Below are 26,405 nucleotides of genomic sequence, written 5' to 3'. Positions count from 1 at the left end.
CTGTCAGACGAAATCCTACATTTCCAGTAGTTTCATGACCTCGGCGAAATCGGCGGCAATCGCCTCGACGCCCACCCCGCGCAACCGATCGGCATGATCGGACGCGCAATGCGAGCCCGCACATAAACCGATGACATAGCCGCCCGAGGCGACCGCGCCGGTCGCGCCTACGATCGAATCCTCGAGTATCGCGCAATCCGCGATGGCGACGCCGAGTTGCTCCGCGGCATAGAGGTAGAGGTCGGGCGCGGGCTTGCCGCGCGCCACGTGCTCGCGTCCCGAATAGATATGATCGCCGAACGCGTCCGACAGCCCGATATGGTCGAGATGGCGGCGGATCCACCGCGTCGAACTCGAAGACACCACGGCCTTGGGGAGATCGGCGGGGAGCGACTCGACGAAATCGACCGCGCCCGCGACCGCGCCGATCCCTTCGGCCATCACGCGATCGTCTTCGGCGGAGCGCGCGGTGTGGAAGTCGGGTGGCAAGGCGCGACCGATCCACGCTTCGATCTTCGCGAGGAAATCGACGCCGGAATAGCCCATGAAGTTCGCCATCGACTGTTCGGGCGTGGTCGGGTGGCCGATCGCCGTCAGGTAATCGGCGATCTGCTTGTTGCCGACATATTCGCTCTCGATCAGTACGCCGTCGAAGTCGAACAGCAGCGCCTTGAACTTCACGCGCGCGCCCCGAACAGCGCCGAGCCGACGCGGACATGAGTCGCGCCGAGCGTTACCGCAGTCGGATAGTCGCTCGACATCCCCATGCTCAGGCCCGCGAGCCCATGATCGCGCGCCAGCTTCGCAAGCAGTGCGAAATACGGCGCGGGTTCGACATCGGCCGGCGGCAGCGCCATCAGGCCTGTGACGGGCAATTCCGCCGCGCGAGCGTGCTCAAGGAGGCCAGCCAAGTCCGCAATCGCACACCCGCCCTTTTGCGGTTCGTCGCCGATATTGACCTGGACGAAGCAATCCGGCCGCCGGTCCGCGGCGTCCATCGCCTTGGCCAGCGCGGCGACCAGCGACGGGCGGTCGACCGAATGGATCGAGTCGAACAACGCCACCGCCTCGGCTGCCTTGTTCGACTGCAGCCGGCCGATCAGCGCGAGCCGGACATCGGGGTGCGCAGCCTGGAGCGCCGGCCATTTCGCCTGCGCCTCCTGCACGCGATTTTCGCCGAATATCCACTGCCCCGCGGCGATTAGCGGCGCGATGACGGCGGCAGGATGCATCTTGGATACCGCGATCAGCTCGACCGCGTCGCTGCGCCCGGCGAGCTTTCTGGCGCGGTCGATCTGGGCGCGGACGCCGGCGAGCCGCGCGGCGGGGTCGTCGGTCGTCATGCCACGCGCTATAGAAAAGCGCGTGCCGCGCCGCCACCCCCTCCCGCGCCTCTGGCTGATGACCGACGAGCGGCTGGGCGACGGGCTTTGGCCCGCGATCGAGCGGCTGCCGCGCGGGAGCGGGATCGTGTTTCGGCATTATGCGACGCCCGCGGACGAGCGCCGGCGGATTTTTGCGCGCGTGGTGCGGTTGGCGCGAGCGCGCGGCCTAGTGGTGGTGCGCGCCGGGGCGTGGTGCGGGCCGGGGGCGGATGGCGTGCATAATCGGCGTGGCCGAGGGTGGCGCACCAAGTCGGCGCATTCACGGGCCGAGGCGCGGGCGGCCGGGCGACGCGGAGTGGACGCCGTGTTCGTGTCGCCGGTGTTCGCGACTCGGTCGCATCCTGGAGCGGAGGCCCTTGGGCCACGGCGAGCGGAGAGGATTGCGCGGGAGCTGCCGGTGGCGGCAATCGCGCTGGGGGGGATGGATGCCGAGCGGTTTCGAGGGCTGCGAGGGTTTTATGGCTGGGCGGGGATCGATGCCTGGCTACCCGGAAAGCGACGCGAAGTGAATCCGCCCTTCGACTGCCTGCCAAGGCAGGCGCTCGGGACAGGCTAGACCTGGGAAAGCCCAGGTCGTCGGTCCTCGCTGCGCGAGGCCGGCCGTGCTTCCTGCTATTTCGCTATTTAGCTGCCGCTAAATCGCGGCAGGAAGTCAGAACCGGAAAGCGGTCCCGACATACACCGCCTGGCTGTCCCGCTGCGCGTCGGGCAGCGGGGCGAGGCGGTCGCGGTCTTGCGACTTATAGCGGATGCCCGCGGTCACATCGAGGTTGCGGCGCAGCGAATACGAGCCACCGACGTCGATCATGTCGTTGGGCGTGTTCGCCAGGCGCGTATCGGCGGTCAGCGCACGATCCGGAGTCGCCTTCAGCTTCGAGGTGGCGCGGCGGCTCGACAGCGTGAAGCCGAGATCCATCGGACGGCGAGTCCCTGGCGACGTGCCGATATCCATCTTGGGCGGGTCGCCGCTGATCTTCAGCCGTTTGGCGGCGGTGGTGCTGACCAGATCGTACGCGATCGGCGCGACCCCGATCGGCGCCGCACCGACCGAATTGGCCGGGCCGCGCAGCGTCACGACGCCTGCCTTCGGCGCGATCGGCAATGCGATGGCGGCAATCCGGCGGTCACCGCGCGATTCGGCGGGCGTGAAGCGGAACGGCGCGGTGCCCAGGCCATTGCGCGCGATCAGCGCGGCGAGCTTGGGATCGGCCGATGCCGGCGTGAAGAACACTTGGCCGGCCGTGGCGCGGGCGACGGCGCGGTGCGCCGAATCGGAGGCGCCGAGCGCGGGCATGGCGAACGCGGCAGCGGCGGCAACCGCCCCGACCATCGTCCCCATAATCACACGCTTCGCAACCACCACGGATCCCCTGCGACTCCGATACGAGACTCGTCCTAACACGTAATGTTCCGCCCCCGCCACCGCGATCGACATTTTTCCGGCGAGTGTTGCGCCATGTCCACGGTTTTGCGCGCTTGCGGCGCGCCCGTCAGCATCTATAGATGCCCGGCGTACCCTTTCTCGTGTCAGGAAACTATCGATGACTCGTCTGCGCCATGCCGCGTATCTGGCCCTGTTGCTGCCGCTTGCCGCCTGTGGCGGGGGTCGCGAGCGTCCGAAGGCGGACCTCGCGGCGTCCAAAGTGACGACGATCGGTGTCAACGCCTATCTGTGGCGCGCGACGCTCGACACGTTGAGCTTCATGCCGCTGCTTCAGACCGACTCGAACGGCGGGGTGATCGTCACCGACTGGTATGTGAACCCCAGTGTGCCCAACGAGCGGATGAAGGTCACGGTGACGATCCTCGATCAGGATCTTCGCGCGGATGCGGTGCGCGTCGCGGCGCTGCGCGAGGTCAACCAGGGCGGCCAATGGGTCGCGGCCCCGGTTCAGGCCGCGACCGTACAGAAGATCGAGGACATCATCCTTACCCGCGCCCGCGACCTGCGTCGCGCCGCAATCGCGCAATAGTCTTATCGCGGTGCCGGCCCGCTCTCCCACCTGGCCGCCCAATCAGTTTATTCTATGGGCGGCCGGGTGGGAGAGCGGGGCGGCACCGACTTCAACGAAAGTTGAACAGCAAAAATGTCGCGCTTCAACCCGCTGAAGGCGGATGCCCATTGGCAGCAGGTGTGGGACGAGGCCCAGACCTTTGCCGCGCGAGACGACAGCCCCAAGCCCAAAAGCTATGTGCTCGAAATGTTTCCGTACCCGTCGGGGCGGATCCATATGGGGCATGTGCGCAACTACGCGATGGGCGACGTGCTCGCGCGCTATCGGCGGATGAAGGGCATGGAAGTGCTCCACCCGATGGGATGGGACGCGTTCGGCATGCCGGCCGAGAACGCCGCGATGGAAAAGGGTGTGCACCCCGGCGGCTGGACCCGACAGAACATCGCCACGATGAAGGCGCAGCTCAAGCGGCTGGGGTTCGCGCTCGACTGGAGCCGCGAGCTGGCGACGTGCGAACCCGATTATTACGGGCACGAACAGGCGCTGTTCCTCGACATGTTCGCGAACGGGCTCGTCTATCGCAAGGAATCGTCGGTCAATTGGGATCCGGTCGACATGACCGTGCTGGCCAACGAGCAAGTGATCGACGGGCGCGGCTGGCGCTCGGGCGCGCTGGTCGAAAAGCGCAAGCTGAGCCAGTGGTTCCTCAAGATCACCCAGTTCGCTGACGAACTGCTCGAGGGGCTCAAGGCGCTCGACCATTGGCCCGACAAGGTTCGGCTGATGCAGGAGAACTGGATCGGCAAGAGCCAGGGACTGCAGTTTCGCTGGAAGATGTCCCCCAACGACTTCGGCGTCGGCGAGGTCGAAGTCTTTACCACGCGCCCTGACACGATCTTCGGCGCGAGCTTCGTCGCGGTCGCGGCGGACCATCCGATCGCGCAGGCGCTCGCAGTGTCAAACCCCGAAGCCGCGGCGTTTATCGAGCTGTGCAAGCAGGGCGGCACCACCGCGGCCGAACTCGAGACGCAGGAGAAGCTCGGGTTCGATACTGGGCTGACCGTCACGCATCCGTTCGATCCGGCGTGGCAGCTGCCGGTCCATATCGCCAATTTCGTGCTGATGGATTACGGCACCGGCGCAGTGTTCGGCGTGCCCGCGCACGACCAGCGCGACTTCGAGTTCGCCGCCAAATACGGCCTGCGCATCCGCCGCGTGGTCTCCGACGGCGACAGGACCGACCCCGATTTCACCGACGCCGAGGCCTATTCGGGGCCGGGCACGCTGGTGAACTCGCATTTCCTCGACGGGATGGACGTCGAGGAGGCCAAGCGCGAAGTCATCCGCCGCGCCGAAGCCGGCGGCTGGGGGCACGGCACCACCGTGTTCCGGCTGCGCGACTGGGGCGTCAGCCGCCAGCGTTACTGGGGCACGCCGATCCCGATCGTGCATTGCGCGGCGTGCGGTGCGGTGCCGGTGCCACGCGACCAGTTGCCGGTCGTGCTGCCCGAAGACGTGAGCTTCGACATTCCGGGCAACCCGCTCGACCGCCATCCGACCTGGAAGCACGTCGCATGTCCGGCATGCAACGGCGAGGCGGTGCGCGAGACCGATACGCTCGACACCTTCGCCGATTCCTCGTGGTATTTCATCCGCTTCGCCAGCCAGCCCAAGGACAAGGCGTTCGACCGCGCGGCCGCCGAGCAGTGGCTGCCGGTCGGGCAATATATTGGCGGGGTCGAGCATGCGATCCTCCACTTGCTCTACGCACGCTTCTGGACGCGCGCGCTCAAGCATATGAACATGCTCGACGTCGCCGAGCCGTTCGCCGGGCTGTTCACGCAAGGCATGGTGACTCACGAGACGTACAAATCGGCCGAGGGCAAATGGCTGGCGCTCGACGAGGTGCGCGAAGGCAAGGAAGTTTCGACGGGTCAGCCGGTCACGGTCGGCCGCGTCGAAAAGATGTCGAAGTCGAAGAAGAACGTGATCGATCCCGAGCCGATCGTCGATCAATACGGCGCCGATGCGACGCGTTGGTTCATGCTGTCCGATTCGCCACCCGAGCGCGATCTGCAATGGTCCGAAAGCGGGATCGAAGGCGCGTGGCGCTTCGTTCAGCGGCTGTGGCGGTTGGTCGACGCGATCGCGGAAGGCGAGGGCGCGGACATCGCGATCGACCGCAAGCTCGCGCAGACGATCGCCGGGGTCGCCGCGGACATCGAAGCGCTGCAGTTCAACAAGGCGGTCGCCAAGCTCTACGAATTGGTCAACGCGATCGAGAAAGCGACGCCCTCGGCATCGCGCGCCAATGCGATCCGCACACTGGTCCGTCTCGTCGCGCCGATGACGCCGCACCTGGCCGAGGAAGCCTGGGCGGCGATGGGCGGGGAGGGGCTGGTCGCCGATGCAGCCTGGCCCGATTACGATCCGGCGCTGCTGGTCGAGGACGAGGTGACGATCGCGATTCAGGTCAACGGCAAGCTGCGCGACACGCTGACGATGCCGAAGGGCAGCGACAAAGCGGTGGTCGAGGCGGCGGCGCGCGCCAACGCCAACGTCATTCGCGTGCTGGAAGGCGCCGAGCCGAAGAAGGTGATTGTCGTTCCCGACCGACTGGTCAATCTGGTGGCATGAAGCGACTCGTCCTCCTCCTCGCGCTCGCGCTCCCCGGCTGCGGGCTGCATCCGCTCTATGAGGGCGGCGCGTCGGGGCCGGTCGCGCGCGGGCTGGCGCAGATCGAGGTCGCGCCGATCGCGGGCAAGTCGGGCTATCTGATGTCCAACGCGCTGCGCGACCGGCTGCCCGACGGCGGCGGGGCGGCGGCGAAGTACCGGCTCGAGGTCAAGCTCGACGATTCGATCGTCGGCCTCGGCGTGACTCGCGACGACACCGTGACTCGCGAGCGCCGTGCGCTGCGCGCGCGCTATCAGTTGGTCGACTCGGCCAGCGGCGAAGTGTTGCTCGACGCGACCGCCGGGTCCGACGCGGGCGTCGACGTCGTCGGGTCCGAATATGCGACGATCGCGGCCGAGAACACCGCGCTGGAGAATTTGGCGAACATCGTCGCGGACCAGATCGTCACGCGTATCGCGGTCTATACGCGCCGCGCCGCGGGCAAGTGAAAGCATCGGAAAATCAGCTAGTTAGCGCGCTGGCAGCGGCATCGCCGTCGATCCGGCTGTTCCTCCTCCACGGCCCGGACGAGGCGGGCGCCGCCGACTATGCCGCACGGCTCGGCCGCGCGCTTGGCGCCGATGCCGAAAAGGTCGCGATCGACGGGTCGTCGCTCAAGGGCGATCCGGGAAGGATGGTCGATGAAGCGCGCTCGCTCGCTTTGTTCGGCGGGCGGCGGTGGATCCTGGTCGGCGGGGCGGCGGACGATGCGCTGGAAGCGGCGCGAATGCTGCTCGCCGAACCGCAGGTCGAGCACCCGGTGGTGATGATCGGGCCGGGGCTGCGCACCAGCTCGAAGCTCGTGCAGTTCGCGATCGCGCAGCCCGCCGCGATGAGCTTCGCGTGCTACGTCCCCGACGGCGCCAACGCCGATCGCATGGTGGTGGGGATCGCGCGCGAGCACGGCCTGCGCCCGACTCAGCGCGCCGTGCGGCGGCTGATGGCGGCGTCGGGCGGCGACCGTGCGGTGATTGCGCGTGAGGTCGAAAAGCTCGCGCTCTACCTCGACGCTGCAGCCGACCGCCCGCGCGAGCTCGATGACGATGCGCTCGACGCGCTGGGCGCGGATCTCGGCGACACCCAAATGTCCGACGTGGTCGACGCCGCGCTCGAGGGGCGAGTCCAGGACATCGCGCGCGAACTCGGGCGGTTCGCCGATTCGGGCGGGTCGGCGATCCCGTTGCTTCGCCAGATCGTCCGCAAGCTGATGACGATCGCGGCGATGCGGGCCGAGGTCGAAAGCGGCGCCGACGCGATCGCGACGGTCAAGAAGCGCCGGCTCCATTTCCGCGAAGAGGCGAGCACGATTCGGCTGGTGCAGCGTTGGCGATCGAGCGAGATCGCGGCGGCGATCGAGCGATTGCGCCGCGCCGAGCGCGGGCTGATGTCGGCGAGTAGTGCGGGCGAAATCCTGTCCGCCGTCGCGATTACCGAGACGACGCGCCGCGCCGCGCGGGCGCGATAGCCTTCGTCAGAGCGGTTCGCCGGTCAGCCGCTGGCACACCATGTCGAGCTGGTCGAGCGTCGAATAATTGACCGTCAGCGCGCCGCCCTTCGCGCCATACGTGATCCGCACGCCGAGCCCGATGACGTCGCTCAACTGGCGCTCGAGCGCGGCAATGTCGGCATTGCGACCACCACCACCACCACCGCCGCCCGAACCGTTGCCGCCATCGCTCTTCGCCGAGCGCGCCAGCCGCTCGGTCTCGCGCACCGACAGTCCCTTGGCGACGACTTCGGCCGCCAGCCGCTCGACGTCGGGCGCGCCGATCAGCGCCCGGGCGTGCCCCATGTCGATCCGGCCATCGATCAGCAGCGCCTGCACGCTTTGGGGAAGGTCCAGCAATCTCAACAGGTTGGCGATATGGCTGCGCGATTTGTGCACCAGCTTGGCCAGCGCTTCCTGGGTATGCCCGAACTCGCCGATGAGCCGCTGGTAGGCGTCGGCTTCCTCGACCGCGTTGAGGTCGCGGCGCTGGATGTTCTCGAGCAGCGCGATCTCGAACGTATCGGCGTCGTCGAGCTCGCGGACGATCACCGGGACTTCGTGGAGCCGCGCGCGTTGCGCTGCGCGCCAGCGACGTTCGCCGGCGACGATCTGATAGTTGCGGCCATGCGGGCGGACCAGGATCGGCTGGAGCACACCACGCGCCGCGATCGATTGCGCGAGCTCTTCGAGCGCCGAATCATCGAATGTGCGACGCGGCTGGCCGGGCTGCGGGGTCAGCGCGCCGACCGGCATCATCCGCACGCCCGCCGGCGCGTCACCCATCATCGGTACCGGGTCCGCGGCGATATCGCCGAGCAACGCGTTGAGCCCGCGGCCGAGCCCGGGACGGGGTTTGCGGGGCTCGCTCATGCCGCAATCGCCGGCTTGGCGGGGGGAAGACGGCCGATCAATTCGCGCGCGAGCGCCATATACGCCTCCGATCCCGAGCAGCGATAATCGTAAATAAGCGCGGGAACACCGTGGCTTGGCGCCTCCGACAGCCGCACATTGCGGGGGATGACCGTGTCGAACACCACCTTGCCCAGCACCGCGCGAACGTCGGTCGATACCTGCTCGGTCAGCCGGTTGCGGCGATCGTACATCGTCAAAGCCACGCCGAGGATCGCCAGTCCCGGGTTGAATCGCGAGCGGATCCGCTCGACCGTGCTCAACAACTGGCTCAGCCCCTCGAGCGCGAAGAACTCGCACTGCAGCGGCACGAGCAACGAGTCCGCCGCGACCATTGCGTTGATCGTCAGCAGTCCCAGCGACGGCGGACAGTCTATCAGGACCACGTCCCAGCGATCGCCCGTTGCTTCCAACGCACGGTCGAGTCGGTGCGTGCGTTCTTCGTATTCGACCAGTTCGATCTCTGCGCCCGACAGGTCGACCGTGGCCGGTACAATGTCGAGCTTGGGCACTGAGGTCGCGATCACCGCGTCCGCAACGCTGGCCTCGCCGATCAGCACTTCATAGCTTGAGCGGGTGCGCTCCGCGCGATGGATCCCCAGTCCCGTTGACGCATTGCCTTGCGGATCCAGATCCACGATCAGGACGCGCTTCCCCGTCGCAGCAAGCGCCGTCCCGAGATTGATGGCGGTCGTGGTCTTGCCCACGCCGCCTTTTTGATTGGCCACCGCGATGACGGTCATCGTCGCCGCCTCAACGCGTGAGCGACGACGATTGCTGAATCGGGGCTGGTGATGCTGTGTTCCACGTGGAACACTCCATGCCACATCCGTCCCGCCTCCGCTACCTCATCCGCCGCGCTCCGGCCCTTTGGCAGGACCCAGACCGTCCCATTTTCGGCGCAATGCTCCGCTGCGTCGAACAGCGTCGCGATCTTCGCCACCGCCCTGGCGGAGATCGTCGCCGCCCGTTCACGCACGTTTTCGACCTTGGCGGTGACAACGCGAACTCGCGGCAATTCCAAGGCTTCCGCCGCAGTACGAAGATAGTCCGCGCGTAGCCGGCGCGGCTCAACCAGCAACATCGCGCGGTCCGGCTCCGCCGCCGCGATCGCCAACCCAGGGAAGCCGGCACCGGTGCCGATGTCCAGCCACGCGCCGACGCCGGCAAATCGCACCAGCTGCAGCGAATCGCCGATATGTCGGCTCCAGATCGAATCCAGGGTCGACGGCGCGACCAGATTCTGCCGCGCGTTCTCGGCAATCACGATCGACGCGAGCTTTGTCAGCCGGTCGACGGCCGCATCGTCGAACCGCTCGCTGACCCATTCTCGCGCTTCGTCCTCGTTCACGCAGCGCGCCGGTTCGCATGGAACAGGATTGCCGTCAGCGCCGCCGGCGTGACGCCGCGAACGCGCCCAGCCTCTGCCAGCGTCGCCGGTCGAGCAGCACTCAGCCGCTCGATCATTTCGTGCGAGAGGCCGGGAATGGAGCCGAAATCGAGATCGCGGCGTAGGATGACGCACTCGCTCGAGCGCAGTTCGGCGACCTCGGCGTCCTGGCGTTGCACGTACGGCGCATACCTCGCGTCATCGATCGCCTCGGCAATCACCGGGGTCATACGCGATGCGAGTTCGGGGGCGACATGCGCCAACTCGACCCCTGGAAAGCGCAGCCACTCGGCGGCCGTAAGGCGCGCGCCGTCCTGACCGACTGCCGCACCGGCGATGCCGACCGCGCTTGCGGTGAGCGTACGCGAGAGGATCTGATCGACCGATTCACGCTCAGTTTCGCGCGCGCGCAAATGGCGGAGCCGGTCCTGCCCCAACAATCCCGCCGCTTCCGCCACTGGCGCCAGTCTCGTCTCGGCATTGTCGGCACGGAGCCGTAGGCGGAATTCGGCGCGCGCGGTCAGCATCCGGTACGGCTCGGTGACGCCCTGCAGGACGAGATCGTCGATCATGACGCCAAGATAGCTTTGCGCGCGGTCGAGAACGAACGGCGCCAGGCCGAGCGCCATCGCCGCAGCGTTGGCCCCCGCGACCAAACCCTGCGCGGCCGCCTCCTCATATCCCGTCGTGCCGTTGATTTGCCCGGCGCAGAACAGGCCGCCGATCGCAGCCGTTTCGAGACGATGATCGAGTGCGCGAGGATCGATATGGTCGTATTCCACGGCGTAGCCGTGCGCGGTGATCCGCGCGCGCTCGAGCCCAGGGACCGAGGCGATCAATTCGTCCTGCACGTCGGCCGGCAACGAGGTCGAAATGCCGTTGGGATAGACGGTGGCGTCGTCGAGTCCCTCGGGTTCCAGGAAAACCTGGTGCCCGTCTCGCTCGCCGAAGCGGTGCACCTTGTCCTCGATCGACGGGCAGTAGCGCGGGCCAGTGCCTTCGATCGCGCCGGCGAACAGCGGCGAACGGTCGAGCGCGGCACGGATGATCGCGTGGCTGCGCTCGGTGGTGCGGGTGATGGCGCAGGCGAGCTGGGGAAGCGGACGGGTCTGCGACAGCGCGGACATCGTCCAGAATTCTTCATCCGAAGGTTGCCGCTCGAGCCGCGCCCAATCGATCGTTCGCCCTTCGAGGCGCGGCGGTGTACCAGTTTTGAGCCGCGCCATCGGCAGACCGACGCCGCGCAATTGATCGGCCATTGCGGTTGCCGCGCGCTCACCGAGCCGCCCTCCCGCCGCGCGTTCGTCGCCGCGAAACATTCGCGCGCCGAGGAACGTGCCAGTCGCAAGAACAATCGCCGGTGCCATCAGTGCTCCGCCGCCCGCGAGCGTGACTCCGGCAACGGCATCCGCCGCCAGCGTCAGTGCGACGGCTTCGCCCGTTACGACGGTGATGCCTTCCTGCTGCTTCAACAGCCTCCGCACCGCACTGGCAAAGCGTCGTCGGTCGGCCTGTATTCTTGGGCCGCGAACGGCCGCGCCCTTGCTGCGATTGAGCATCCGGTAGTGGATCGCGGCGGTATCCGCGGCGCGAGCGATGATGCCGCCGCAAGCGTCGACCTCGCGAACCAGATGCCCTTTTCCCAGTCCGCCGATGCTCGGATTACACGACATGGTGCCGATATTAGAGGCATCGAACGTTACCAGCGCCACCCGCGCACCACGGCGCGCAGCCGCGGATGCGGCTTCCACACCGGCATGCCCACCGCCCACCACGATAACGTCGAACCCAGTCATCCCGCGCGATTAGCAGCCTTGTTCCACGTGGAACAAGTCACTTGCCGATGCAGAACTTTCCGAACAACGCGTCGAGCATCGCCTCGATTCCAATGTCGCCGGTGATTCGCGCGAGCGCGACGTTAGCGCGCCGAAGGGCGTCCGCGACGATCAGTTCGTCGGCGGCCGCGGCGTCATCCAGCGCTGCAAGCGCATCCGCGCAATGCGATGCCTGTCGCCGATTCAGCGCGAGATCGCCCGGCTTGGGGATCAGCGCTCGTGCGCGATTCGTGATGACGTTCCATAATGCTTCGACGCTTTCGGGCCACTCGGCAGACACCGCAATCGCCCCGGGGGCCGGTTCGCAGCGCTCGGGCAAATCGCAGCGCGCATGAAGGCGAAGGATGCCCTCCGCGGGTGGCGGTCGGTCGCCAAGCCAAAGAACGAGGTCCGCCTCGGCGATCGCCTGGTCGGCGCGCGCGATCCCGATTCGCTCAATCGCGTCCTCCGGCGAGTCGCGCAAGCCGGCGGTGTCGGTCAGCACGAACGGGATTCCGTCGCGCGCCACCGTGACCTCGATGCGGTCGCGCGTCGTTCCTGCGATCGGCGACACGATCGCGGCTTCGCGCCGTGCCAGCGCGTTGAGCAGCGTCGACTTGCCGCTGTTGGGCGGGCCGGCGAGCACGACGCGAATGCCGTCGCGTAGTCGCTCGACCGAGGGTGCTGCCAACACGCTGCGCATTTCTCCCGCAATCGCGCCGGCCCGGTCGCGAACATCGTCGAGCAACGCCTGGGGCACGTCCGCTTCGTCGGCGAAATCGAGCGATGCCTCGATCCGCGCAGCCAGCCCGATCAATGCGTTCCGCCAGCCTCCAATTTGCCGCGAAAGGACGCCATCGGCCATCACCATCGCAGCGCGACGCTGAAGCTCGGTTTCGGCGCTGAGAAGATCCCCAAGCCCCTCCGCCTCGGCAAGATCGATCCGGCCGTTGGTCAGCGCTCTCCGGGTGAATTCTCCCGGCTCGGCGCGTCGCAGTCCCGGCAGCTTTGCCAGCGCCGTCTCGATCGCCGCTACGACGGCACGTCCGCCGTGAATATGCAGCTCGACGAGGTCCTCGCCTGTCGCCGTCGCCGGTCCGGGAAATACCAGGACCAGCCCGCGATCGAGGTGATCGCCGCTCGCGGGGTCACGCAATGTCCGAACGCGCGCCTCCCGGGGTGGGGCTAGCGGCCCTGCCAACGCCCGCGCCGCCGCGAAGGCATCCGGCCCGCTGATCCGCACGATCGCGATCGCGGCGGGCGGCGCGCCGGTCGATGGGGCAAAGATGGTCGTCATGACCCGAGCGCTTGACCGCTCGTCCGCGCGCGTCGTCAATCCTTCTTCTTGCCGGCCGCGGAATCGAACAGGCCGCGCCAGAACGCCATGCTCGCGTCGCCCATCGGAGCCCAGTTTTTCATCATGTTTTCAAGGAGTTCCGGCTCCATAGCGCTGCCGTCCATCGCTCCCAGGATGGTCTGGACGTATTTCTCGTGGATCGGCGACAGATCGGGCAGGCCGACCGCGCGACGCGCCTCTTCGGGGGTGCAATCGACCTCGACATTGACCTTCATCGCCGCAACCTTCCACTTGAGCGGTACCGCGCCGCTGCTACCAAGGCGCCTCTATGCGCGAACGCCTATCTGGAGAGCAAGGATGACTGCGACGATCACGCTCGAGACGCTCGACAAGGCGGGAAGCTTTGAAGCCTATCTCGCCGAGCCGGCGAACGGGGCGGCCAAAGCGGCGATCGTCGTGATTCAGGAGATTTTCGGGGTCAATGCCGGCATCCGGCGCAAGTGCGACCAGCTTGCCGAGGTCGGCTATCTGGCGATCGCCCCCGATCTGTTCTGGCGGCTCGAGCCTGGCATCGAGCTCGATCCTGATATTCCCGACCAATTCCAGGCAGCGCTCGGCTGGATGGGCAAGTTCGACCAGACCCAGGGGACCCGCGACATCGAGGCAACGATCCGCACGGCACGCGACAAGATAAATGGGGGCAAGGTCGGTGCGGTCGGTTACTGCCTCGGCGGCCGCCTCGCCTACATGACCGCAGCACGCACCGATATCGACGCGAGCGTCGGCTATTACGCAGTCGGAATCGATGGCTTGCTCGGTGAAAAGCACGCGATCGCGCGGCCGCTGATGCTCCACATCGCCGGCTCCGACCATTTCGTGACGCCCGACGTCCAAGCGAAGATGCACGAGGGCCTCGACGACCAGCCCAAAGTCACGCTGCACGACTATCCCGGCGTCGATCACGGCTTCGCGACCGAGTTCGGTAAAAGGCGGGCGGACGAGGCGGCGAAACTGGCCGACCAGCGGACGATGGCGTTCTTCGCGGAAAACCTCGCCTAGGTCGCGTTCTTCACCGCCGGGATCACGCCGACGCTGGGATCGGTTAGGCCGTGATACATCATGCTGCCGGCGACATAGAGCAGGACGAGCACCCCGATATACGTGATCCAGCGATAGCGCTCGATCACCTTCGCCAGGAAATTGGCCGCGATCGCCATCATCGTGACGGAGAGAGCGAGGCCAAACAGCAGCACCGCTGGATGGTTGCGCGCGACGCCGGCCACCGCGAGGACGTTGTCGAGGCTCATCGACAGGTCGGCGGCTGCAATCTGCACGGCCGCTTTGCCGAAGCTCTTGGGCGGTCGGATGTTCTCGGTCACGTCCTTCTCGCGTGACGACCAGACCTCCATCAAGAGCCGGATCGCGACCCACAGCAGCAATATACCGCCGCCAAACAACAATCCGACCAGCTTGAGCAGCTGAGTCGCGACCAGCGCGAAGCCGATCAGGAAGACCAGCGCGACGCCGACACCGATCGCCAGCACGCGCTTGCGCTGATCGGCGGGGAGCCCGGAGGCGAGCGTGCCGAGCACCAGCACGTTGTCGCTGGCGAGCGTGAGATCGATCAGGATGACTTGGCCGAGCGCCGCCAGCCCGCCGGCGGTGAAAACGTCGGCGATGTCGAAACCGGCGATCATGTAGGGTGCCTAGCAGGGGGCGGTGCCAGGGCAAACGAAAAGGGCGCGGGATTGGGTCCGCGGGTTGGGAGAGAGGGGCGGCGCGGAGTTAATCCGCGCCGTCGGCCGGGGCTTTCGCGCCGCCGGGCGTTCGCTCGCGAGTCCTGATTTAGCCTCGCTAAATCAGGTCGCTCGCTATTGGTTCATGCTGTCGAAGAAATCCTCGTTGGTCTTCGAATTCTTCATCTTGTCGAGCAGGAACTCCATCGCGTCGATCGTGCCCATCTGCATCAGGATACGGCGCAGCACCCACATCTTCGACAGCTTGCCCTGGTCGACCAGCAATTCTTCCTTGCGCGTGCCCGACTTGCCGACGTCGAGCGCCGGGAAGATGCGCTTGTCGGCCACCTTGCGGTCGAGCACGATTTCGGAGTTACCCGTGCCCTTGAACTCTTCGAAGATGACTTCGTCCATCCGGCTGCCGGTATCGATCAGCGCGGTGGCGATGATCGAGAGCGATCCGCCTTCCTCGATATTGCGCGCGGCGCCGAAGAAGCGCTTCGGCCGTTGCAACGCGTTGGCGTCGACACCGCCGGTCAGCACCTTGCCCGAGCTCGGCACGACGGTGTTGTAGGCGCGGCCGAGGCGGGTGATCGAATCGAGCAGGATCACGACGTCCTTCTTGTGCTCGACCAGCCGCTTGGCCTTTTCGATCACCATTTCCGCCACTTGCACGTGGCGCGTGGCGGGCTCGTCGAAGGTCGAGGACACGACCTCGCCCTTCACGCTGCGCTGCATGTCGGTAACTTCTTCCGGCCGCTCGTCGATCAGCAGGACGATCAGGAAGACTTCGGGATGGTTGTCGGTGATCGCCTTGGCGATGTTCTGCAGCATCACCGTCTTGCCGACGCGCGGCGGGGCGACGATCAGCGTGCGCTGGCCCTTGCCCTGCGGCGACACGATGTCGATCACGCGCGCCGACTTGTCCTTGATCGTCGGGTCGATCGCGTCGAGCGTCAGCTTGCTCTCGGGGTAGAGCGGTGTGAGGTTGTCGAAATTGACGCGGTGACGGACCGCATCGGGATCGTCGAAATTGACCGCGCTCAGCCGAGTCAGCGCAAAATAGCGTTCGCCGTCCTTGGGCCCGCGGATTTCCCCCTCAACCGTGTCGCCGGTGCGCAGGCCGAACTTACGCACCTGGTTGGGCGAGATGTAGATGTCGTCGGGGCCGGCGAGATAATTGGCCTCGGGCGAGCGCAGGAAGCCAAAGCCGTCGGGCAGCACTTCGATCGTGCCGAGGCCCATGATCTGGTCGCCTTGCTCGGCCTGTTCCTTGAGGATCGCGAACAGCAAGTCCTGCTTGCGCAGCGTCGAAGCGCTTTCGACGCCGAGTTCCTCCGCCATCGCGACCAGCTCGGCCGGGGCTTTCTTCTTGAGGTCCTTGAGATGCATTTCGGGTGTATTCCGGGATTTGATGGGGGAGGTTTTCGAGCGTCTGTCGGCGAGGACCGCGACAATGCTGGAGGGAGAAGGCTGAGCGTGGCCGGGAGGCGGCGCTCGCCGATGGGACTTATGGAGCGAAGTGCCTCAAGTCAAGGCGGTGCGCGAGCAAAGCCCGGGCTAACGTCGAACGCTACGCGCCGGCCGATCTTGCGCGAGTCGGCCGGACACAGCCGGCCGCCGCGCTACGCTCAGAACGGCTTGACCACCACCAGCACGACGATCAACACCACCGCCAAGGCAGGGAGTTCGTTGATCAGCCGAAGCTGCTTCGCCGTCAGTCGCGCCGTCCCCGCGGCAAGCTTCTTCGCGTAACCGACCGCCCAGCCGTGATAACCGGTAAGGATCAGCACTAGCAGCAGCTTGGCGTGGAGCCAGGCGTCGTGCCAGAAATGCCCGACCGTCGCGATCGTCAGCCCAAGCACCCAGACCATGATCATCGATGGCGTGAGGATGATTCGACGAAGCTTCGCCTCGCGCTCGACCCATTTGGCGGCCTCGGGTGTGCCGAGCGCTTCTTGGTGATGGACGAGGTAGCGCGGCAGAATGAATAGCCCCGCCATCCAGAAGATCACAAAGATGACGTGCGCGGCCTTAAGCCACGGGTAGATCGAGGTGAGGATGTCCATCAGCGGTTCCTTACGAAGTCGAGCAACTGCTCGACATGCGCGATCGGCGTGTCGGGGGGGATGCCATGGCCAAGGTTGAAGACATGCGGCCGGTCGGTGAACGCCGTGAAAATGCGGCCGGCAGCCGACGTCATGGCCTCACCCCCAGCGATCAGCGCGAGCGGATCCAGGTTGCCCTGGACCGGCAGGTGCGCCGGCAACGCCGCGTTCACCCAAACCGGATCGATCGTCTCGTCGATGCCGACCGCAGCAATCCCGGTTTCGCGAGCGTAGGCGGCGAGCTTGGCGCCGGCCCCTTTGGGGAAGCCGATCACCGGCGTCCGGGGATGACGCGCCGCTAGTGCCGCGACGATCCGCGCGGTGGGAGCGATCACCCAGCGTTCGAACTCCGCGGGCGCGAGGCTGCCCGACCAGCTGTCGAACAATTGCACGGCCTCGGCCCCGGCTTCGATCTGCTTCGACAGATACTCGACCGTCACCGCTTCGATCGCCTCGATGATCGCGGCAAACGCCTGGCGATCGCGATAGGCGAGCCGGCGAACCTCGCTCTGGTCGCGGCTGCCTTGCCCCGCGACCATGTAGGTGGCGACAGTCCAGGGGCTTCCTGCAAAGCCCAGCATCGTCGTTCGGGGCGGTAGCGCGTCAACCACCCGCCGAACGGTCTCGTACACCGGCAGCAGGCGCTCAGGCGCCTTCTGGAGGGCATCGAGCGCGCTATCGACCAGCTTGGGCGCGAGCCGCGGGCCTTCGCCCTCCTCGAACCACAATTTCTGGCCCATTGCCCAGGGCACGATCAGAATATCGGAAAACAGGATCGCACCGTCCATCCCGAAGCGGCGGACCGGCTGGAGCGTGACTTCGCATGCCGCATCGCTGTCGGTGACGAGATCGAGGAACCCGCCCTTCTCGGCCCGAAGCGCGCGATATTCGGGAAGATAGCGTCCAGCCTGACGCATCAGCCAGACCGGCGGCACGGCGCGACGCTCGCCGCGCAGCGTCGCGAGCAGGGGCTTATCCCCGACCTGGCCGGTCTCAAGAGTCATAGAGATATATAGATAAGAAGGTTGTTGAGGTTGTTGGCGCGTGGATGCCGGGGCTTATGCGCCTCTCCCGCAAATGCCAACAGCTTGACGGGGACGGTCTCACGGAATCGCGCCGATTCGATAGTCGCGTTCCCCGCTTTCCACAGGGTGTGCGGGGAACCAATGGGTGTTGGCGGCGATGTGGACGACGCGGGATCTTTTCCACGGCCAGCCCCGGCTTGGCCGACGGTCCGGGTTGCGCTAGCGGTTTTGCCGATGTTGCCCACAGGCTTTCCGGTGCGCTGACGTGCGTCTTCACCTTCACCTCCTCTCCGACTCGACCGGCGAGACGCTGGAAAACATCGCCAAGGCCGCGCTGGCGCAATATGACGGGGTCGAGACGATCCGCCATTTCTGGCCGATGGTGCGCAGCGAGCCGCACCTCGAGCGCATCCTCCAGGAAATCACGCACAATCCGGGGCTCGTGCTCTTCACTTTGGTGTCCGGCGAAATGCGACGGAGCCTCGAGACTCGCTGCCGAGCGCTTGGGCTCCCCGCGGTCGCGCCGCTCGATCCGGTCAACGATGCGCTGTCGGGCCTGCTCGGCCAGCAAGCCAAGGCGCGGCCGGGACGACAGCACGTGCTCGACGCCGCCTATTTCGACCGCGTCGACGCGATTCAGTTCACGATCGCGCACGACGACGGATTGAATTGGGACAACTGGGAGGAGGCCGAGATCGTCCTTGCTGGCGTGTCGCGAACGTCGAAGACGCCGACGTCGATCTATCTCGCCAATCGCGGCTTCAAGACTGCCAATATTCCGATCGTGCCCGAAAGCCCGCCGCCGTCAAAATTGTTCGAGCTCCAGCATCCGCTCGTCGTCGGGCTGACCACCAGCGCCGACCGGCTGATTCAGGTGCGGCGCAACCGGCTGTTGTCGCTTAATCAGGCGCCCGAGACGGCCTATGTCGACCAGGAAGCGGTCGCGCGCGAAGTCGCGTATGCCCGCCGGATGTTCGCCGACAATGGCTGGCCGGTGATCGACGTGACTCGGCGATCGATCGAAGAGACCGCGGCGGCGATCATCGCGCTGGTGCAGGAACGGACGGAGCAGGCGTGACCCTGATCCTCGCCTCGCAAAGTGCTTCGCGTCGGGCAATGCTCGACGCTGCGGGTGTCGCTTATTCGGCCGAACCCGCCCGCGTCGATGAGGATGGCGTCAAGGCGGCGATGGCGGGGCAGCCGCCGCGTGATATCGCCGACGCGCTCGCCGAGCTGAAAGCGCTGAAGGTATCGCAAGCGCATCCGCAATCGCTGGTGCTGGGCAGCGACTCGATCGTCGCGCTTGCCGATGGCACGTTGCTCGACAAGCCGACCGATCGCGAAAATGCCGCGGCGCATCTCCGCGCCATGTCTGGTGGGACGCACGATCTGTGGAGTGCTGCGGTGATCGCCGAAGCCGGGCGGCCGGTCTGGCGGCATGTCGAGAGGGCCCGGCTGGTCGTGCGATCACTGTGCGAGGAATTCATCGCGGCCTATCTCGGCCAGGAATGGCCGGCGATCAGAGGGTGCGTCGGCTGCTTCCGGATTGAAGGGCCTGGGGTGCAATTGTTCAGCCGGATCGAGGGTGATCACTTCACCGTGCTCGGTATGCCTTTGCTGCCCGTGCTCGCTTATCTGCGCGTCCGCGGCGAGTTGGCGTCATGACCCTTCGAAGGAGCTCAGGGCAGGCATATGCCGAGGTTATCGGCGACCCGATCGCGCATTCCAAGTCGCCGCTGATCCACGGCTTCTGGCTCGACGCGCTGGGGATCGATGCCGCGTATCGCGCGACACAGGTGGCCGCCGATGGCCTGGCCGATTATTTCACCAGCCGCGAAACGGATTCCGATTGGGTCGGCTGCAACATCACGATCCCGCACAAGGAGACGGCGCTCGCGTTTGTCGAGGATCGCGGCGATGTGCGGTCGTCGATCCGGGCGATCAACACCGTGTTTCGCGATGGCGAAGCGATCGTCGGGACCAACACCGACGCCGCGGGTTTCTACGCGCCGATCGCGGATCTCAACCTGGCGGGGCAATCGGTCGCGGTGATCGGCGCCGGCGGCGCGGCGCGCGCGATCCTGTTTGCGCTGTCGCGCATGGGCGTGGGACGCGTGACGTTGCTCAACCGCAATCCGCTCAAAGGGGCGGCTTTGCTCGCGCATTTCGGACTCAATGGAGATGCGCTCAAGCTCGAAGCGCCGATCCCGCCCGCGGCGTTGCTGGTCAACGCAAGCTCGCTCGGCATGACGGGCCAGCCGCCGCTCGCGATCGATTTGGCGCCGCTCCCCGACGATGCGGTGGTCTACGACATCGTCTACGCGCCGCTCGAGACGCCGCTGCTCGCCGCCGCCCGCGCGCGCGATCTCGATACCGTCGACGGCCTCGACATGCTGATCGGACAGGCCGCGCTGGCGTTCGAGTTGTTCTTCGGCGCTGCGCCGCCGCGCGAGCGCGACGACGCGTTGCGTGAGCTTTTGACGTCATGAAGACGATCGGGCTCACCGGGTCGATCGGCATGGGCAAGTCGGCCGTCGCGGCGATGTTCGCCGATGAAGGCGTCGCTATATTCGATGCCGATACCTGCGTGCGCGAATTGCAGGGTCCTGACGGCCGACTGCTGCCGGCGATCGAGGCGGCGTTTCCCGGTACGACCGGTCCGGACGGGGTCGATCGAGCCAAACTCGGCGCGCGCGTGTTCGGCGATTCGGCCGCGCTCAAGCGGCTCGAGGCGATCGTTCACCCCGCGGTGGGGGAGGAACGCGCCGCGTTTCTGGCACGACATGCCGACGACGCCATGGTCGTGTTCGACGTGCCGCTGCTGTTCGAGACGGGCGGCGATGCACATGTCGATGTCACGTTGGTCGTGTCGGCCGACGCCGCGACGCAGGCGAAGCGTGTCCTCGCTCGGCCGGGTATGACCGACGAACGCCTGGCGGACATCCTTGCGCGCCAAATGCCCGACGCCGACAAGCGCGCGCGCGCCGATTTTGTCGTTCAAACCGATTGCCCGATGGATCAAACCCGCGCCGCCGTGCGTCATGTCATTGCTTGCGTGTCGGCGAGCCAAGACCGATAACAGGATCAATGCGCGAGATCGTCTTCGACACCGAAACCACCGGCCTCTCCTTTTCGAGCGGCGACCGTCTGGTCGAGATCGGCTGCGTCGAGATGATCAACCGGAGCGAGACCGGGCGCACGTTCCATTGCTATTTTCATCCCGAGCGGCCGATGCCCGCCGAGGCGCAGCGGATTCATGGCCTCTCGGACGCCTTCCTGTCGGACAAGCCGCGCTTCCACGAGAAGGTCGACGATCTGCTCGGATTCATCGGTGATGCGGTGTTGGTCGCGCACAATGCGACGTTCGATTTCGGCTTTCTCAACGGCGAGCTCAAGAAGTTGGGGCGTGAGATCATCGCGCTCGAACGGATGATCGACACCGTCGCGATGGCGCGCCAGCGGCATCCCGGCGCCAAGCATTCGCTCGACGCCTTGTGCTCGCGCTACGGCATCGACCGCAGCCACCGCGTGCTCCACGGCGCGTTGCTCGACGCCCAATTGCTGTGTCAGGTCTATATCGAGCTGACCGGCGGGCGGCAGATCGGGCTGACGCTGGTGAGCGAGGAAGAGATCGTCGTGCCGGTGCTCGACGAGGATCCGCGAGTCGCGCAGCCGCGGCCGATGCGCGTGTTCGCGGTCAGCGCCGATGAACTGGCGCGCCACGCGGCGTTCGTCGCCAGGTTGAAGAATCCGCTTTGGGGGGCCGACGCGTCCGGTTGACGTGCGTGTCCGGCCGAGCGTAGCAGCGCCGGCCCGGCCAGAATGGAGAATGACAATGGAAATCCGTGTCTCGGGACATCAGGTCGAAACGGGCGATGCGCTGAAGGCGCAGGTCCAAAGCCGTCTCCAGGCAATTGCGGACAAATATTTCTCACGGGCGATCTCCGCCCAGGTCACCTTCGGCAAGGGACCGCACGACACCGGCTTCACCTGCGATGTCGTCGCGCACGTCATGCAAGGGCTGGTCCTCAAAGCGCGCAATGACGGCTATGACGCGCGCGGCGCGTTCGACGGCGCGGCCGACAAGATCGAAAAGCAGCTGCGCCGCTACATGCGCCGGCTGAAGGACCATAAGGGCGCCGAGGGCGCCGATGGCGGCGAGGCCAACGGGTACGACAATGCCGGCTATACCTTGTTTCAGGAACCGACCGAGGAGGAACCTGCGGACGCCCCGCTGATCATCGCCGAGACTCGAGTCGATGTGCCCGACGCCAGCGTCGGCGACGCCGTGATGATGCTCGACTTGCGCAACACCCAGGCGCTGATGTTCCGCAATTCGGGGACGGGCGCGTACAACATGGTCTATCGCCGCGGCGACGGCACGATCGGCTGGGTCGAGCCGCACCGCGCGGCCTGACGGACAGGCGGGGGCAATGGCCGATCTAGCGGACTTGATCCGGCCCGAAGCGGTTGGCGATGGGCTGGCGGTGGCGAACAAGAAGGCGCTGTTTCACCAGCTCGGCCAGCTTGCCGCCGCGGCCTATGGCGTCGATGCGAAAGCCGCGGTCGATGGGCTTGGCGCGCGCGAGAAGCTCGGCTCGACAGGGTTCGGCGGCGGTGTTGCGATTCCGCATGCGCGACTCGACGGGATCGACACGATCCGCGCCGTAGTCGTGGCGCTGGCTCGGCCGATCGACTTCGACTCGGTGGATGCGCTGCCGGTCGATCTGGTTGTGGCACTGTTCTCGCCGCCCGGCGCCGGGGCCGACCACCTCAAGGCGTTGGCGCGGGTGTCGCGGGCGCTTCGCGACCAGGATCTGATCGCCAAGCTGCGCGGCGCGGGGTCAAAAGATGCGATGTACGTGCTGCTCGCCCGCGACGAGGCGCGGGATGCAGTCTGAAGCAGGCGCGGCGGCGCATTTTCGCGCGCTCGAATCGCTCTACGCCGCAGCGCCGATCAACGGCCTGTTCGAATCGCGCCTGTCGATCGTCGAAAGCGGGGTCGCGCGGATTGCGTTCATGATCGAGCCGCGGCACTACCATGCCGCCGGCGCGGCGCACGGCACGAGCTATTTCAAAATGCTCGACGATGCCGCTTTCTATGCGTGCAACAGCCTGGTCACCGACCTTTTCCTGCTCACCACGGCGTTCAACTTGCTGTTCACGCGCCCGTTAAGGGCAGGGCCGGTAGTCGCCGAGGGGCGCTGGATCAGCGGCCAGCGCCGGGTGTTCGTCGGCGAAGCGCGGCTGATCGATGCAGACGGTGAGGAGGCGGCGCGCGGTACCGGCACCTTCATGCGATCGAGGATCGCACTCGCCAGCTTGCCGGGATATGGCAGCTGAGCGCGCGGCTCGCGAGCGGTGCGCTGGTCAACGCGCTCGCGCGCCGGGCGAACGCGGCCGGTGGATTTGCAACGGTGCTGGCGAAGGGCGATTCGACCGCGGGCGCGATCCTGGTGATCGCCCAGGACCGCGGCGAAAACCCGCGCGCGCTCGAACGCGGAGTCGGTCCCGACGGCAAAACCGCGCTGATCGCAGTCGGCCCAAGCGAGGGCGAGTCGCGTGCGGTCACCGATTATTGGATGCGCCGTCGCCAAAACGATCCCGACTTGTGGGTCGTCGAACTGGACATCGCACAGGCGGAACGATTCGTCGCTGAAACAATGCTGGGCGATTGACTCGCTGCGCTGCACAATTATGCGCGCGCCTCAATATCATGCGCGTTGTGTCGTGACGGGGGTGCGATCCCTAGCGATTACGCAGTCGGGTGGTAGTCCGGCACGGTCCATTGATGCGACCGTGTTCGCGCTCCAACCGCACTCAAGTCGGTTGAATGTCGTTTTTCTCTCGCGCCACGGGCCCCGTGGCGATTGCCGTTTCGCTTTTCGCGCTGCTCGGCCTGAGCAGCCCCGGCAAGGCCTGGGACCTTGGCAAAACGCCGGTACCCGCCGTGGCGACCGTGCCCAGCATAAACCTTCCGGGCACCGTTCCGGTTCCCGATTCGTCAATCCAACCCGCGACCGGAACCACCCCCGACGAGGTGACCGTCGCGACGACCCCATCCTCTCTGGGCAGCGTCAGCTACGCCAGCCTCGAAGCGGCGGTTGCGGCGCAGGTCATGGACGACGCCGATTCGGAACTGTCGTGCCTTGCCGGTGCGGTCTATTTCGAGTCGAAGGGCGAGCCGCTGTCGGGCCAGCTCGCGGTCGCCGACGTGATCATCAACCGCACGACCTCGGGCCGTTTCCCCAGCTCCATCTGTTCGGTGGTCAAGCAACCCGGGCAATTCTCGTTCGTGCATGGCGGCCGCATTCCCGAAGTGGGTTCCAACGCCCAATATCGCACCGCGGTGGCGATCGCGAAGATCGCAATGGCTAACGGCTGGGACGATCCGGCACCCAAGGCGCTCTATTTCCACGCGCGCCGCGTTTCGCCCAACTGGGGCAAGGCACGGGTCGCCGCGATCGGGAATCACATCTTCTTCCGCTGATCGGCCTTTTCCACGTTCGCCTAATGTTCTAGAAGTGGGGATATGCTCGACAGCGTCCCCCGCTGCCCGCCGATCGGTGACGAAGCGCTGTGCGCGAAGGACGTGGCGCGCGGCGTGATCCGCATGCTGGCGCGGCACGATCTGGCGGCGATGACCGAAGTGGCGCTCGACGGCGGACGTCGCGCCGACATCATGGCGATCGACGGTCGCGGCCAGATCGTGATCGTCGAGATCAAGGTGTCGCGCGCCGATCTGCTCGGCGACGGCAAATGGTTCGATTATCTCGACCATTGCGACCGCTTCTTCTGGGCGGTGCCGGCGGGGTTCGACCACGGGCCATTGCATGGCGAGGCATTTCTGCCCGAACGGTCCGGGGTGATCGTCGCCGATCGCTACGACGCTGCAATCCTGCGCGAGGCAGCGACACATCCGCTGACGAGCAGCGGACGCAAGAAATGCACGCTAGCATTCGCGCGGCGTGCGGCGCGGCGAGCGAGCGGGCTGGCCGATCCCGAATTGGGGTTCTTGCTGCAAGCTTCCTAGTGTCGGAAGTGCCGCATACCGGTGAAGATCATCGCCAACCCAGCCTCGTCGGCCGCGGCGATGACCTCGTCGTCGCGGATCGACCCCCCGGGCTGGATCACCGCAGTGGCGCCCGCCTCGACCGCGGCCAACAAGCCGTCGGCAAACGGGAAAAAGGCGTCGGACGCGACTGCCGATTCGATCGTCCGTGGCCTATCCCAGCCCGCTTTGTCGGCGGCGTCCCTCGCCTTCCACGCTGCGATCCGCGCCGATTCGAGCCGGTTCATCTGCCCCGCGCCGATCCCCGCCGTCGCGCCGTCCTTGGCATAAACGATTGCGTTCGACTTGACATGCTTGGCGACGGTCCAGGCGAAGCGGCAATCGGCCATTTCCTGGCTCGTCGGCTGGCGCTGGGTAACCACGCGCAGCGCATCCTCGTCGATCGATCCGTTGTCGCGCCCTTGCACCAGCCAGCCGCCGGCGATCGACTTGGCGGCGAGCCCCGCGCGCCGCGGGTCGGGCAGTTCGCCGGTCAACAGCAGCCGCAGGTTCTTCTTCGCGGCGAACAGCTCGACCGCTTCGGGATCCGCGTCGGGCGCGACGACGACTTCGGTGAAAATGCCGGTGATCGCGGCCGCGGTTTCGGCGTCGAGCGGGCGGTTGACCGCGATGATCCCGCCGAATGCGGAGACCGTGTCGCACGCATACGCCGCCTCATACGCTTCGGCTAACGTGGCGGCCGTCGCGACGCCGCAAGGGTTGGCGTGCTTGACGATGACGCAGGTCGGCTGAGCATTGCGGAATTCGGCAATCAGCTCGAGCGCGGCGTCGGCGTCGTTCAAATTGTTGTAGCTCAGCGCCTTGCCCTGCACCTGCCGCGCCTGACCGATGCCGCGCTCGGCGGGGCCGGTGGCGGCGTAGAAAGCCGCGGCCTGGTGCGGATTCTCGCCGTAGCGCAACGCGTCCGATCGGGTCAGGATCAGCGGCAACGTCTCGGGGAACCGCTCGCGCTGATCGGCGAACGCGAACCAGACGGCGATCGCCGAATCGTAGGTCGCGGTCGCCGCGAAGGCCTTGGCGGCGAGTGTCTTGCGCTCGTCCAGCGAGGTTTCGCCGCGCGCCACCAAGGCATAGTCCGCGGGATCGGTCAGGATCGCGACATAAGCATGGTTCTTCGCCGCCGATCGCACCATCGACGGGCCGCCGATGTCGATATTCTCGATGATCGTGTCGCGATCAGCGCCCTTCGCCACCGTTTCGGCAAAGGGGTAGAGGTTGACCACCACCAGGTCGATCGCGGCGATCGAATGCTCGGCCATGGCGGCGGCGTGCGCGGGATCGTCGCGCACCGAGAGCAGCCCGCCATGGATCATCGGGTGGAGCGTCTTGACTCGCCCGTCCATCATCTCCGGGAAACCGGTCAGGTCGGATACATCGCGCACCGTCAGCCCAGCCTCTCGCAACGCGGTTGCGGTGCCACCGGTCGAGACCAATTCGACCGCCTGGGCGGCGAGTGCGCGAGCGAGGTCTACGATCCCCGTCTTGTCTGAAACCGACAGCAGAGCGCGCCTGATCGGGACGATATCGGTCGGCATCGGTCGGCTCCTAT

The 26,405-nt window shown here is 66.4% G+C and carries 31 protein-coding genes; 17 read left to right on the top strand and 14 right to left on the bottom strand.

Annotated features, from left to right (window positions below):
• Positions 1 to 15: 15 nt before the first annotated feature.
• Positions 16 to 681: an HAD family phosphatase gene (locus VH326_RS12605; protein WP_329632184.1), complete on the bottom strand. Its 666-nt coding sequence runs from the start codon at positions 679 to 681 to the stop codon at positions 16 to 18.
• Complete coding sequence (locus tag VH326_RS12600) at positions 678 to 1,343, bottom strand: YggS family pyridoxal phosphate-dependent enzyme (RefSeq protein ID WP_329632183.1); 666 nt, start codon at positions 1,341 to 1,343, stop codon at positions 678 to 680. The genes VH326_RS12605 and VH326_RS12600 overlap by 4 nt, the downstream gene beginning before the upstream one ends.
• Positions 1,344 to 1,401: 58 nt before the next feature.
• On the opposite strand from VH326_RS12600, the gene VH326_RS12595 reads away from it, so the two are divergent.
• Entirely contained in the window at positions 1,402 to 1,941 is a 540-nt protein-coding gene (locus VH326_RS12595; RefSeq protein ID WP_329632182.1) for a thiamine phosphate synthase, read from the top strand.
• 96 nt (positions 1,942 to 2,037) lie between these two features.
• Here VH326_RS12595 and VH326_RS12590 read toward each other — a convergent pair whose 3' ends face one another.
• Positions 2,038 to 2,724 (bottom strand): hypothetical protein, encoded by a 687-nt coding sequence (locus VH326_RS12590; RefSeq protein ID WP_329632181.1) that lies wholly within the window; start codon positions 2,722 to 2,724, stop codon positions 2,038 to 2,040.
• Positions 2,725 to 2,926: 202 nt separating this feature from the next.
• On the opposite strand from VH326_RS12590, the gene VH326_RS12585 reads away from it, so the two are divergent.
• From VH326_RS12585 to holA, 4 genes are all read left to right on the top strand, one after another.
• Positions 2,927 to 3,358 carry a DUF3576 domain-containing protein gene (locus tag VH326_RS12585; RefSeq protein ID WP_329632180.1) on the top strand — a complete coding sequence of 144 codons (432 nt, stop codon included), beginning with the start codon at positions 2,927 to 2,929 and terminating at the stop codon, positions 3,356 to 3,358.
• Between the two features lie 114 nt (positions 3,359 to 3,472).
• Positions 3,473 to 5,977 (top strand): leucine--tRNA ligase, encoded by a 2,505-nt coding sequence (gene leuS, locus VH326_RS12580; protein ID WP_329632179.1) that lies wholly within the window; start codon positions 3,473 to 3,475, stop codon positions 5,975 to 5,977.
• Complete coding sequence (gene lptE, locus VH326_RS12575) at positions 5,974 to 6,465, top strand: LPS assembly lipoprotein LptE (RefSeq protein ID WP_329632178.1); 492 nt, start codon at positions 5,974 to 5,976, stop codon at positions 6,463 to 6,465. Before leuS ends, lptE begins: the two co-directional genes overlap by 4 nt.
• Positions 6,462 to 7,481, top strand: a complete 1,020-nt coding sequence (gene holA, locus VH326_RS12570) for a DNA polymerase III subunit delta (RefSeq protein WP_329632177.1) — start codon at positions 6,462 to 6,464, stop codon at positions 7,479 to 7,481. Before lptE ends, holA begins: the two co-directional genes overlap by 4 nt.
• A gap of 6 nt (positions 7,482 to 7,487) precedes the next feature.
• On the opposite strand, the gene VH326_RS12565 is transcribed toward holA, so the two are convergent.
• From VH326_RS12565 to VH326_RS12540, 6 genes are read right to left on the bottom strand one after another with little or no spacing between them, the layout of a single operon-like run.
• Positions 7,488 to 8,375: a ParB/RepB/Spo0J family partition protein gene (locus tag VH326_RS12565; protein ID WP_329632176.1), complete on the bottom strand. Its 888-nt coding sequence runs from the start codon at positions 8,373 to 8,375 to the stop codon at positions 7,488 to 7,490.
• A complete protein-coding gene (locus tag VH326_RS12560; RefSeq protein ID WP_329632175.1) occupies positions 8,372 to 9,157 on the bottom strand; it encodes an AAA family ATPase in 786 nt (261 codons plus the stop codon). Before VH326_RS12560 ends, VH326_RS12565 begins: the two co-directional genes overlap by 4 nt.
• Positions 9,154 to 9,765 (bottom strand): 16S rRNA (guanine(527)-N(7))-methyltransferase RsmG, encoded by a 612-nt coding sequence (gene rsmG / locus VH326_RS12555; RefSeq protein WP_329632174.1) that lies wholly within the window; start codon positions 9,763 to 9,765, stop codon positions 9,154 to 9,156. Before rsmG ends, VH326_RS12560 begins: the two co-directional genes overlap by 4 nt.
• Positions 9,762 to 11,600 carry a tRNA uridine-5-carboxymethylaminomethyl(34) synthesis enzyme MnmG gene (gene mnmG / locus VH326_RS12550; RefSeq protein WP_329632173.1) on the bottom strand — a complete coding sequence of 613 codons (1,839 nt, stop codon included), beginning with the start codon at positions 11,598 to 11,600 and terminating at the stop codon, positions 9,762 to 9,764. Before mnmG ends, rsmG begins: the two co-directional genes overlap by 4 nt.
• A 37-nt stretch (positions 11,601 to 11,637) precedes the next feature.
• Entirely contained in the window at positions 11,638 to 12,915 is a 1,278-nt protein-coding gene (gene mnmE, locus VH326_RS12545; protein ID WP_329632172.1) for a tRNA uridine-5-carboxymethylaminomethyl(34) synthesis GTPase MnmE, read from the bottom strand.
• Positions 12,916 to 12,950: 35 nt separating this feature from the next.
• Positions 12,951 to 13,190 (bottom strand): DUF6489 family protein, encoded by a 240-nt coding sequence (locus tag VH326_RS12540; protein ID WP_329632171.1) that lies wholly within the window; start codon positions 13,188 to 13,190, stop codon positions 12,951 to 12,953.
• Positions 13,191 to 13,272: 82 nt separating this feature from the next.
• Here VH326_RS12540 and VH326_RS12535 point away from each other — a divergent pair, with 82 nt between their 5' ends.
• Complete coding sequence (locus tag VH326_RS12535) at positions 13,273 to 13,974, top strand: dienelactone hydrolase family protein (RefSeq protein ID WP_329632170.1); 702 nt, start codon at positions 13,273 to 13,275, stop codon at positions 13,972 to 13,974.
• Here the strand turns inward: VH326_RS12535 and VH326_RS12530 are convergent.
• The 4 genes from VH326_RS12530 to hemE form a co-directional block, all read right to left on the bottom strand.
• Positions 13,971 to 14,612, bottom strand: a complete 642-nt coding sequence (locus tag VH326_RS12530) for a YjbE family putative metal transport protein (RefSeq protein WP_329632169.1) — start codon at positions 14,610 to 14,612, stop codon at positions 13,971 to 13,973. The genes VH326_RS12535 and VH326_RS12530 overlap by 4 nt on opposite strands.
• 174 nt (positions 14,613 to 14,786) lie before the next feature.
• Entirely contained in the window at positions 14,787 to 16,043 is a 1,257-nt protein-coding gene (rho, locus tag VH326_RS12525) for a transcription termination factor Rho (protein WP_329632168.1), read from the bottom strand.
• A gap of 239 nt (positions 16,044 to 16,282) precedes the next feature.
• Complete coding sequence (locus VH326_RS12520; RefSeq protein ID WP_329632167.1) at positions 16,283 to 16,720, bottom strand: CopD family protein; 438 nt, start codon at positions 16,718 to 16,720, stop codon at positions 16,283 to 16,285.
• Entirely contained in the window at positions 16,720 to 17,763 is a 1,044-nt protein-coding gene (gene hemE, locus VH326_RS12515; protein WP_329632166.1) for a uroporphyrinogen decarboxylase, read from the bottom strand. Before hemE ends, VH326_RS12520 begins: the two co-directional genes overlap by 1 nt.
• Before the next feature lie 286 nt (positions 17,764 to 18,049).
• Between hemE and VH326_RS12510 the strand changes: the two genes are divergently transcribed.
• The 11 genes from VH326_RS12510 to VH326_RS12460 all read left to right on the top strand — a co-directional run bounded on the left by VH326_RS12510 (position 18,050) and on the right by VH326_RS12460 (position 24,817).
• Positions 18,050 to 18,862 (top strand): pyruvate, water dikinase regulatory protein, encoded by an 813-nt coding sequence (locus tag VH326_RS12510; RefSeq protein WP_329632165.1) that lies wholly within the window; start codon positions 18,050 to 18,052, stop codon positions 18,860 to 18,862.
• Positions 18,863 to 18,900: 38 nt separating this feature from the next.
• The gene (locus tag VH326_RS12505; RefSeq protein WP_414714280.1) at positions 18,901 to 19,449 is read left to right on the top strand and encodes a Maf family protein; all 549 of its coding nucleotides are present in this window, start codon (positions 18,901 to 18,903) and stop codon (positions 19,447 to 19,449) included.
• Positions 19,446 to 20,273: a shikimate dehydrogenase gene (gene aroE / locus VH326_RS12500; protein WP_329632163.1), complete on the top strand. Its 828-nt coding sequence runs from the start codon at positions 19,446 to 19,448 to the stop codon at positions 20,271 to 20,273. Before VH326_RS12505 ends, aroE begins: the two co-directional genes overlap by 4 nt.
• Positions 20,270 to 20,863 carry a dephospho-CoA kinase gene (coaE, locus tag VH326_RS12495; protein WP_329632162.1) on the top strand — a complete coding sequence of 198 codons (594 nt, stop codon included), beginning with the start codon at positions 20,270 to 20,272 and terminating at the stop codon, positions 20,861 to 20,863. The genes aroE and coaE overlap by 4 nt, the downstream gene beginning before the upstream one ends.
• An 8-nt stretch (positions 20,864 to 20,871) precedes the next feature.
• Positions 20,872 to 21,564, top strand: a complete 693-nt coding sequence (gene dnaQ / locus VH326_RS12490; RefSeq protein WP_329632161.1) for a DNA polymerase III subunit epsilon — start codon at positions 20,872 to 20,874, stop codon at positions 21,562 to 21,564.
• Positions 21,565 to 21,619: 55 nt separating this feature from the next.
• Positions 21,620 to 22,201 carry a ribosome hibernation-promoting factor, HPF/YfiA family gene (gene hpf / locus VH326_RS12485; RefSeq protein WP_329632160.1) on the top strand — a complete coding sequence of 194 codons (582 nt, stop codon included), beginning with the start codon at positions 21,620 to 21,622 and terminating at the stop codon, positions 22,199 to 22,201.
• 16 nt (positions 22,202 to 22,217) lie between these two features.
• Positions 22,218 to 22,685, top strand: coding sequence for a PTS sugar transporter subunit IIA (locus VH326_RS12480; RefSeq protein WP_329632159.1), 468 nt, complete (start codon positions 22,218 to 22,220; stop codon positions 22,683 to 22,685).
• Positions 22,675 to 23,127 (top strand): PaaI family thioesterase, encoded by a 453-nt coding sequence (locus VH326_RS12475; RefSeq protein ID WP_329632158.1) that lies wholly within the window; start codon positions 22,675 to 22,677, stop codon positions 23,125 to 23,127. Before VH326_RS12480 ends, VH326_RS12475 begins: the two co-directional genes overlap by 11 nt.
• On the top strand, positions 23,085 to 23,462 hold the full coding sequence (locus VH326_RS12470; RefSeq protein ID WP_329632231.1) for a DUF1491 family protein: 378 nt from the start codon (positions 23,085 to 23,087) through the stop codon (positions 23,460 to 23,462). Before VH326_RS12475 ends, VH326_RS12470 begins: the two co-directional genes overlap by 43 nt.
• A gap of 185 nt (positions 23,463 to 23,647) precedes the next feature.
• The gene (locus VH326_RS12465) at positions 23,648 to 24,274 is read left to right on the top strand and encodes a cell wall hydrolase (protein ID WP_329632157.1); all 627 of its coding nucleotides are present in this window, start codon (positions 23,648 to 23,650) and stop codon (positions 24,272 to 24,274) included.
• 42 nt (positions 24,275 to 24,316) lie between these two features.
• Positions 24,317 to 24,817, top strand: a complete 501-nt coding sequence (locus VH326_RS12460) for an MmcB family DNA repair protein (RefSeq protein WP_329632156.1) — start codon at positions 24,317 to 24,319, stop codon at positions 24,815 to 24,817.
• Here VH326_RS12460 and purH read toward each other — a convergent pair.
• Positions 24,814 to 26,391: a bifunctional phosphoribosylaminoimidazolecarboxamide formyltransferase/IMP cyclohydrolase gene (gene purH / locus VH326_RS12455; RefSeq protein ID WP_329632155.1), complete on the bottom strand. Its 1,578-nt coding sequence runs from the start codon at positions 26,389 to 26,391 to the stop codon at positions 24,814 to 24,816. The genes VH326_RS12460 and purH overlap by 4 nt on opposite strands.
• Between the last annotated feature and the right edge of the window lie 14 nt (positions 26,392 to 26,405).

The sequence above is a fragment of the Sphingomonas sp. genome (assembly GCF_036269755.1).
Taxonomy (GTDB): domain Bacteria; phylum Pseudomonadota; class Alphaproteobacteria; order Sphingomonadales; family Sphingomonadaceae; genus Sphingomonas.
Note: the sequence above shows the minus strand (reverse complement) of the source record. Positions and strands in the feature narration are given on the sequence as shown.

Excerpts from the sequence above, each read along its gene's own strand:
- VH326_RS12600 (WP_329632183.1), bottom strand. The coding sequence starts at position 1,343 with ATGACGACCGACGACCCCGCCGCGCGGCTCGCCGGCGTCCGCGCCCAG.
- VH326_RS12595 (WP_329632182.1), top strand. The coding sequence starts at position 1,402 with ATGACCGACGAGCGGCTGGGCGACGGGCTTTGGCCCGCGATCGAGCGG.
- VH326_RS12590 (WP_329632181.1), bottom strand. The coding sequence starts at position 2,724 with ATGGGGACGATGGTCGGGGCGGTTGCCGCCGCTGCCGCGTTCGCCATG.
- VH326_RS12585 (WP_329632180.1), top strand. The coding sequence starts at position 2,927 with ATGACTCGTCTGCGCCATGCCGCGTATCTGGCCCTGTTGCTGCCGCTT.
- leuS (WP_329632179.1), top strand. The coding sequence starts at position 3,473 with ATGTCGCGCTTCAACCCGCTGAAGGCGGATGCCCATTGGCAGCAGGTG.
- lptE (WP_329632178.1), top strand. The coding sequence starts at position 5,974 with ATGAAGCGACTCGTCCTCCTCCTCGCGCTCGCGCTCCCCGGCTGCGGG.
- VH326_RS12565 (WP_329632176.1), bottom strand. The coding sequence starts at position 8,375 with ATGAGCGAGCCCCGCAAACCCCGTCCCGGGCTCGGCCGCGGGCTCAAC.
- VH326_RS12560 (WP_329632175.1), bottom strand. The coding sequence starts at position 9,157 with ATGACCGTCATCGCGGTGGCCAATCAAAAAGGCGGCGTGGGCAAGACC.
- mnmG (WP_329632173.1), bottom strand. The coding sequence starts at position 11,600 with ATGACTGGGTTCGACGTTATCGTGGTGGGCGGTGGGCATGCCGGTGTG.
- mnmE (WP_329632172.1), bottom strand. The coding sequence starts at position 12,915 with ATGACGACCATCTTTGCCCCATCGACCGGCGCGCCGCCCGCCGCGATC.
- VH326_RS12540 (WP_329632171.1), bottom strand. The coding sequence starts at position 13,190 with ATGAAGGTCAATGTCGAGGTCGATTGCACCCCCGAAGAGGCGCGTCGC.
- VH326_RS12535 (WP_329632170.1), top strand. The coding sequence starts at position 13,273 with ATGACTGCGACGATCACGCTCGAGACGCTCGACAAGGCGGGAAGCTTT.
- VH326_RS12530 (WP_329632169.1), bottom strand. The coding sequence starts at position 14,612 with ATGATCGCCGGTTTCGACATCGCCGACGTTTTCACCGCCGGCGGGCTG.
- rho (WP_329632168.1), bottom strand. The coding sequence starts at position 16,043 with ATGCATCTCAAGGACCTCAAGAAGAAAGCCCCGGCCGAGCTGGTCGCG.
- VH326_RS12520 (WP_329632167.1), bottom strand. The coding sequence starts at position 16,720 with ATGGACATCCTCACCTCGATCTACCCGTGGCTTAAGGCCGCGCACGTC.
- hemE (WP_329632166.1), bottom strand. The coding sequence starts at position 17,763 with ATGACTCTTGAGACCGGCCAGGTCGGGGATAAGCCCCTGCTCGCGACG.
- VH326_RS12505 (WP_414714280.1), top strand. The coding sequence starts at position 18,901 with ATGCTCGACGCTGCGGGTGTCGCTTATTCGGCCGAACCCGCCCGCGTC.
- aroE (WP_329632163.1), top strand. The coding sequence starts at position 19,446 with ATGACCCTTCGAAGGAGCTCAGGGCAGGCATATGCCGAGGTTATCGGC.
- coaE (WP_329632162.1), top strand. The coding sequence starts at position 20,270 with ATGAAGACGATCGGGCTCACCGGGTCGATCGGCATGGGCAAGTCGGCC.
- dnaQ (WP_329632161.1), top strand. The coding sequence starts at position 20,872 with ATGCGCGAGATCGTCTTCGACACCGAAACCACCGGCCTCTCCTTTTCG.
- hpf (WP_329632160.1), top strand. The coding sequence starts at position 21,620 with ATGGAAATCCGTGTCTCGGGACATCAGGTCGAAACGGGCGATGCGCTG.
- VH326_RS12480 (WP_329632159.1), top strand. The coding sequence starts at position 22,218 with ATGGCCGATCTAGCGGACTTGATCCGGCCCGAAGCGGTTGGCGATGGG.
- VH326_RS12475 (WP_329632158.1), top strand. The coding sequence starts at position 22,675 with ATGCAGTCTGAAGCAGGCGCGGCGGCGCATTTTCGCGCGCTCGAATCG.
- VH326_RS12460 (WP_329632156.1), top strand. The coding sequence starts at position 24,317 with ATGCTCGACAGCGTCCCCCGCTGCCCGCCGATCGGTGACGAAGCGCTG.
- purH (WP_329632155.1), bottom strand. The coding sequence starts at position 26,391 with ATGCCGACCGATATCGTCCCGATCAGGCGCGCTCTGCTGTCGGTTTCA.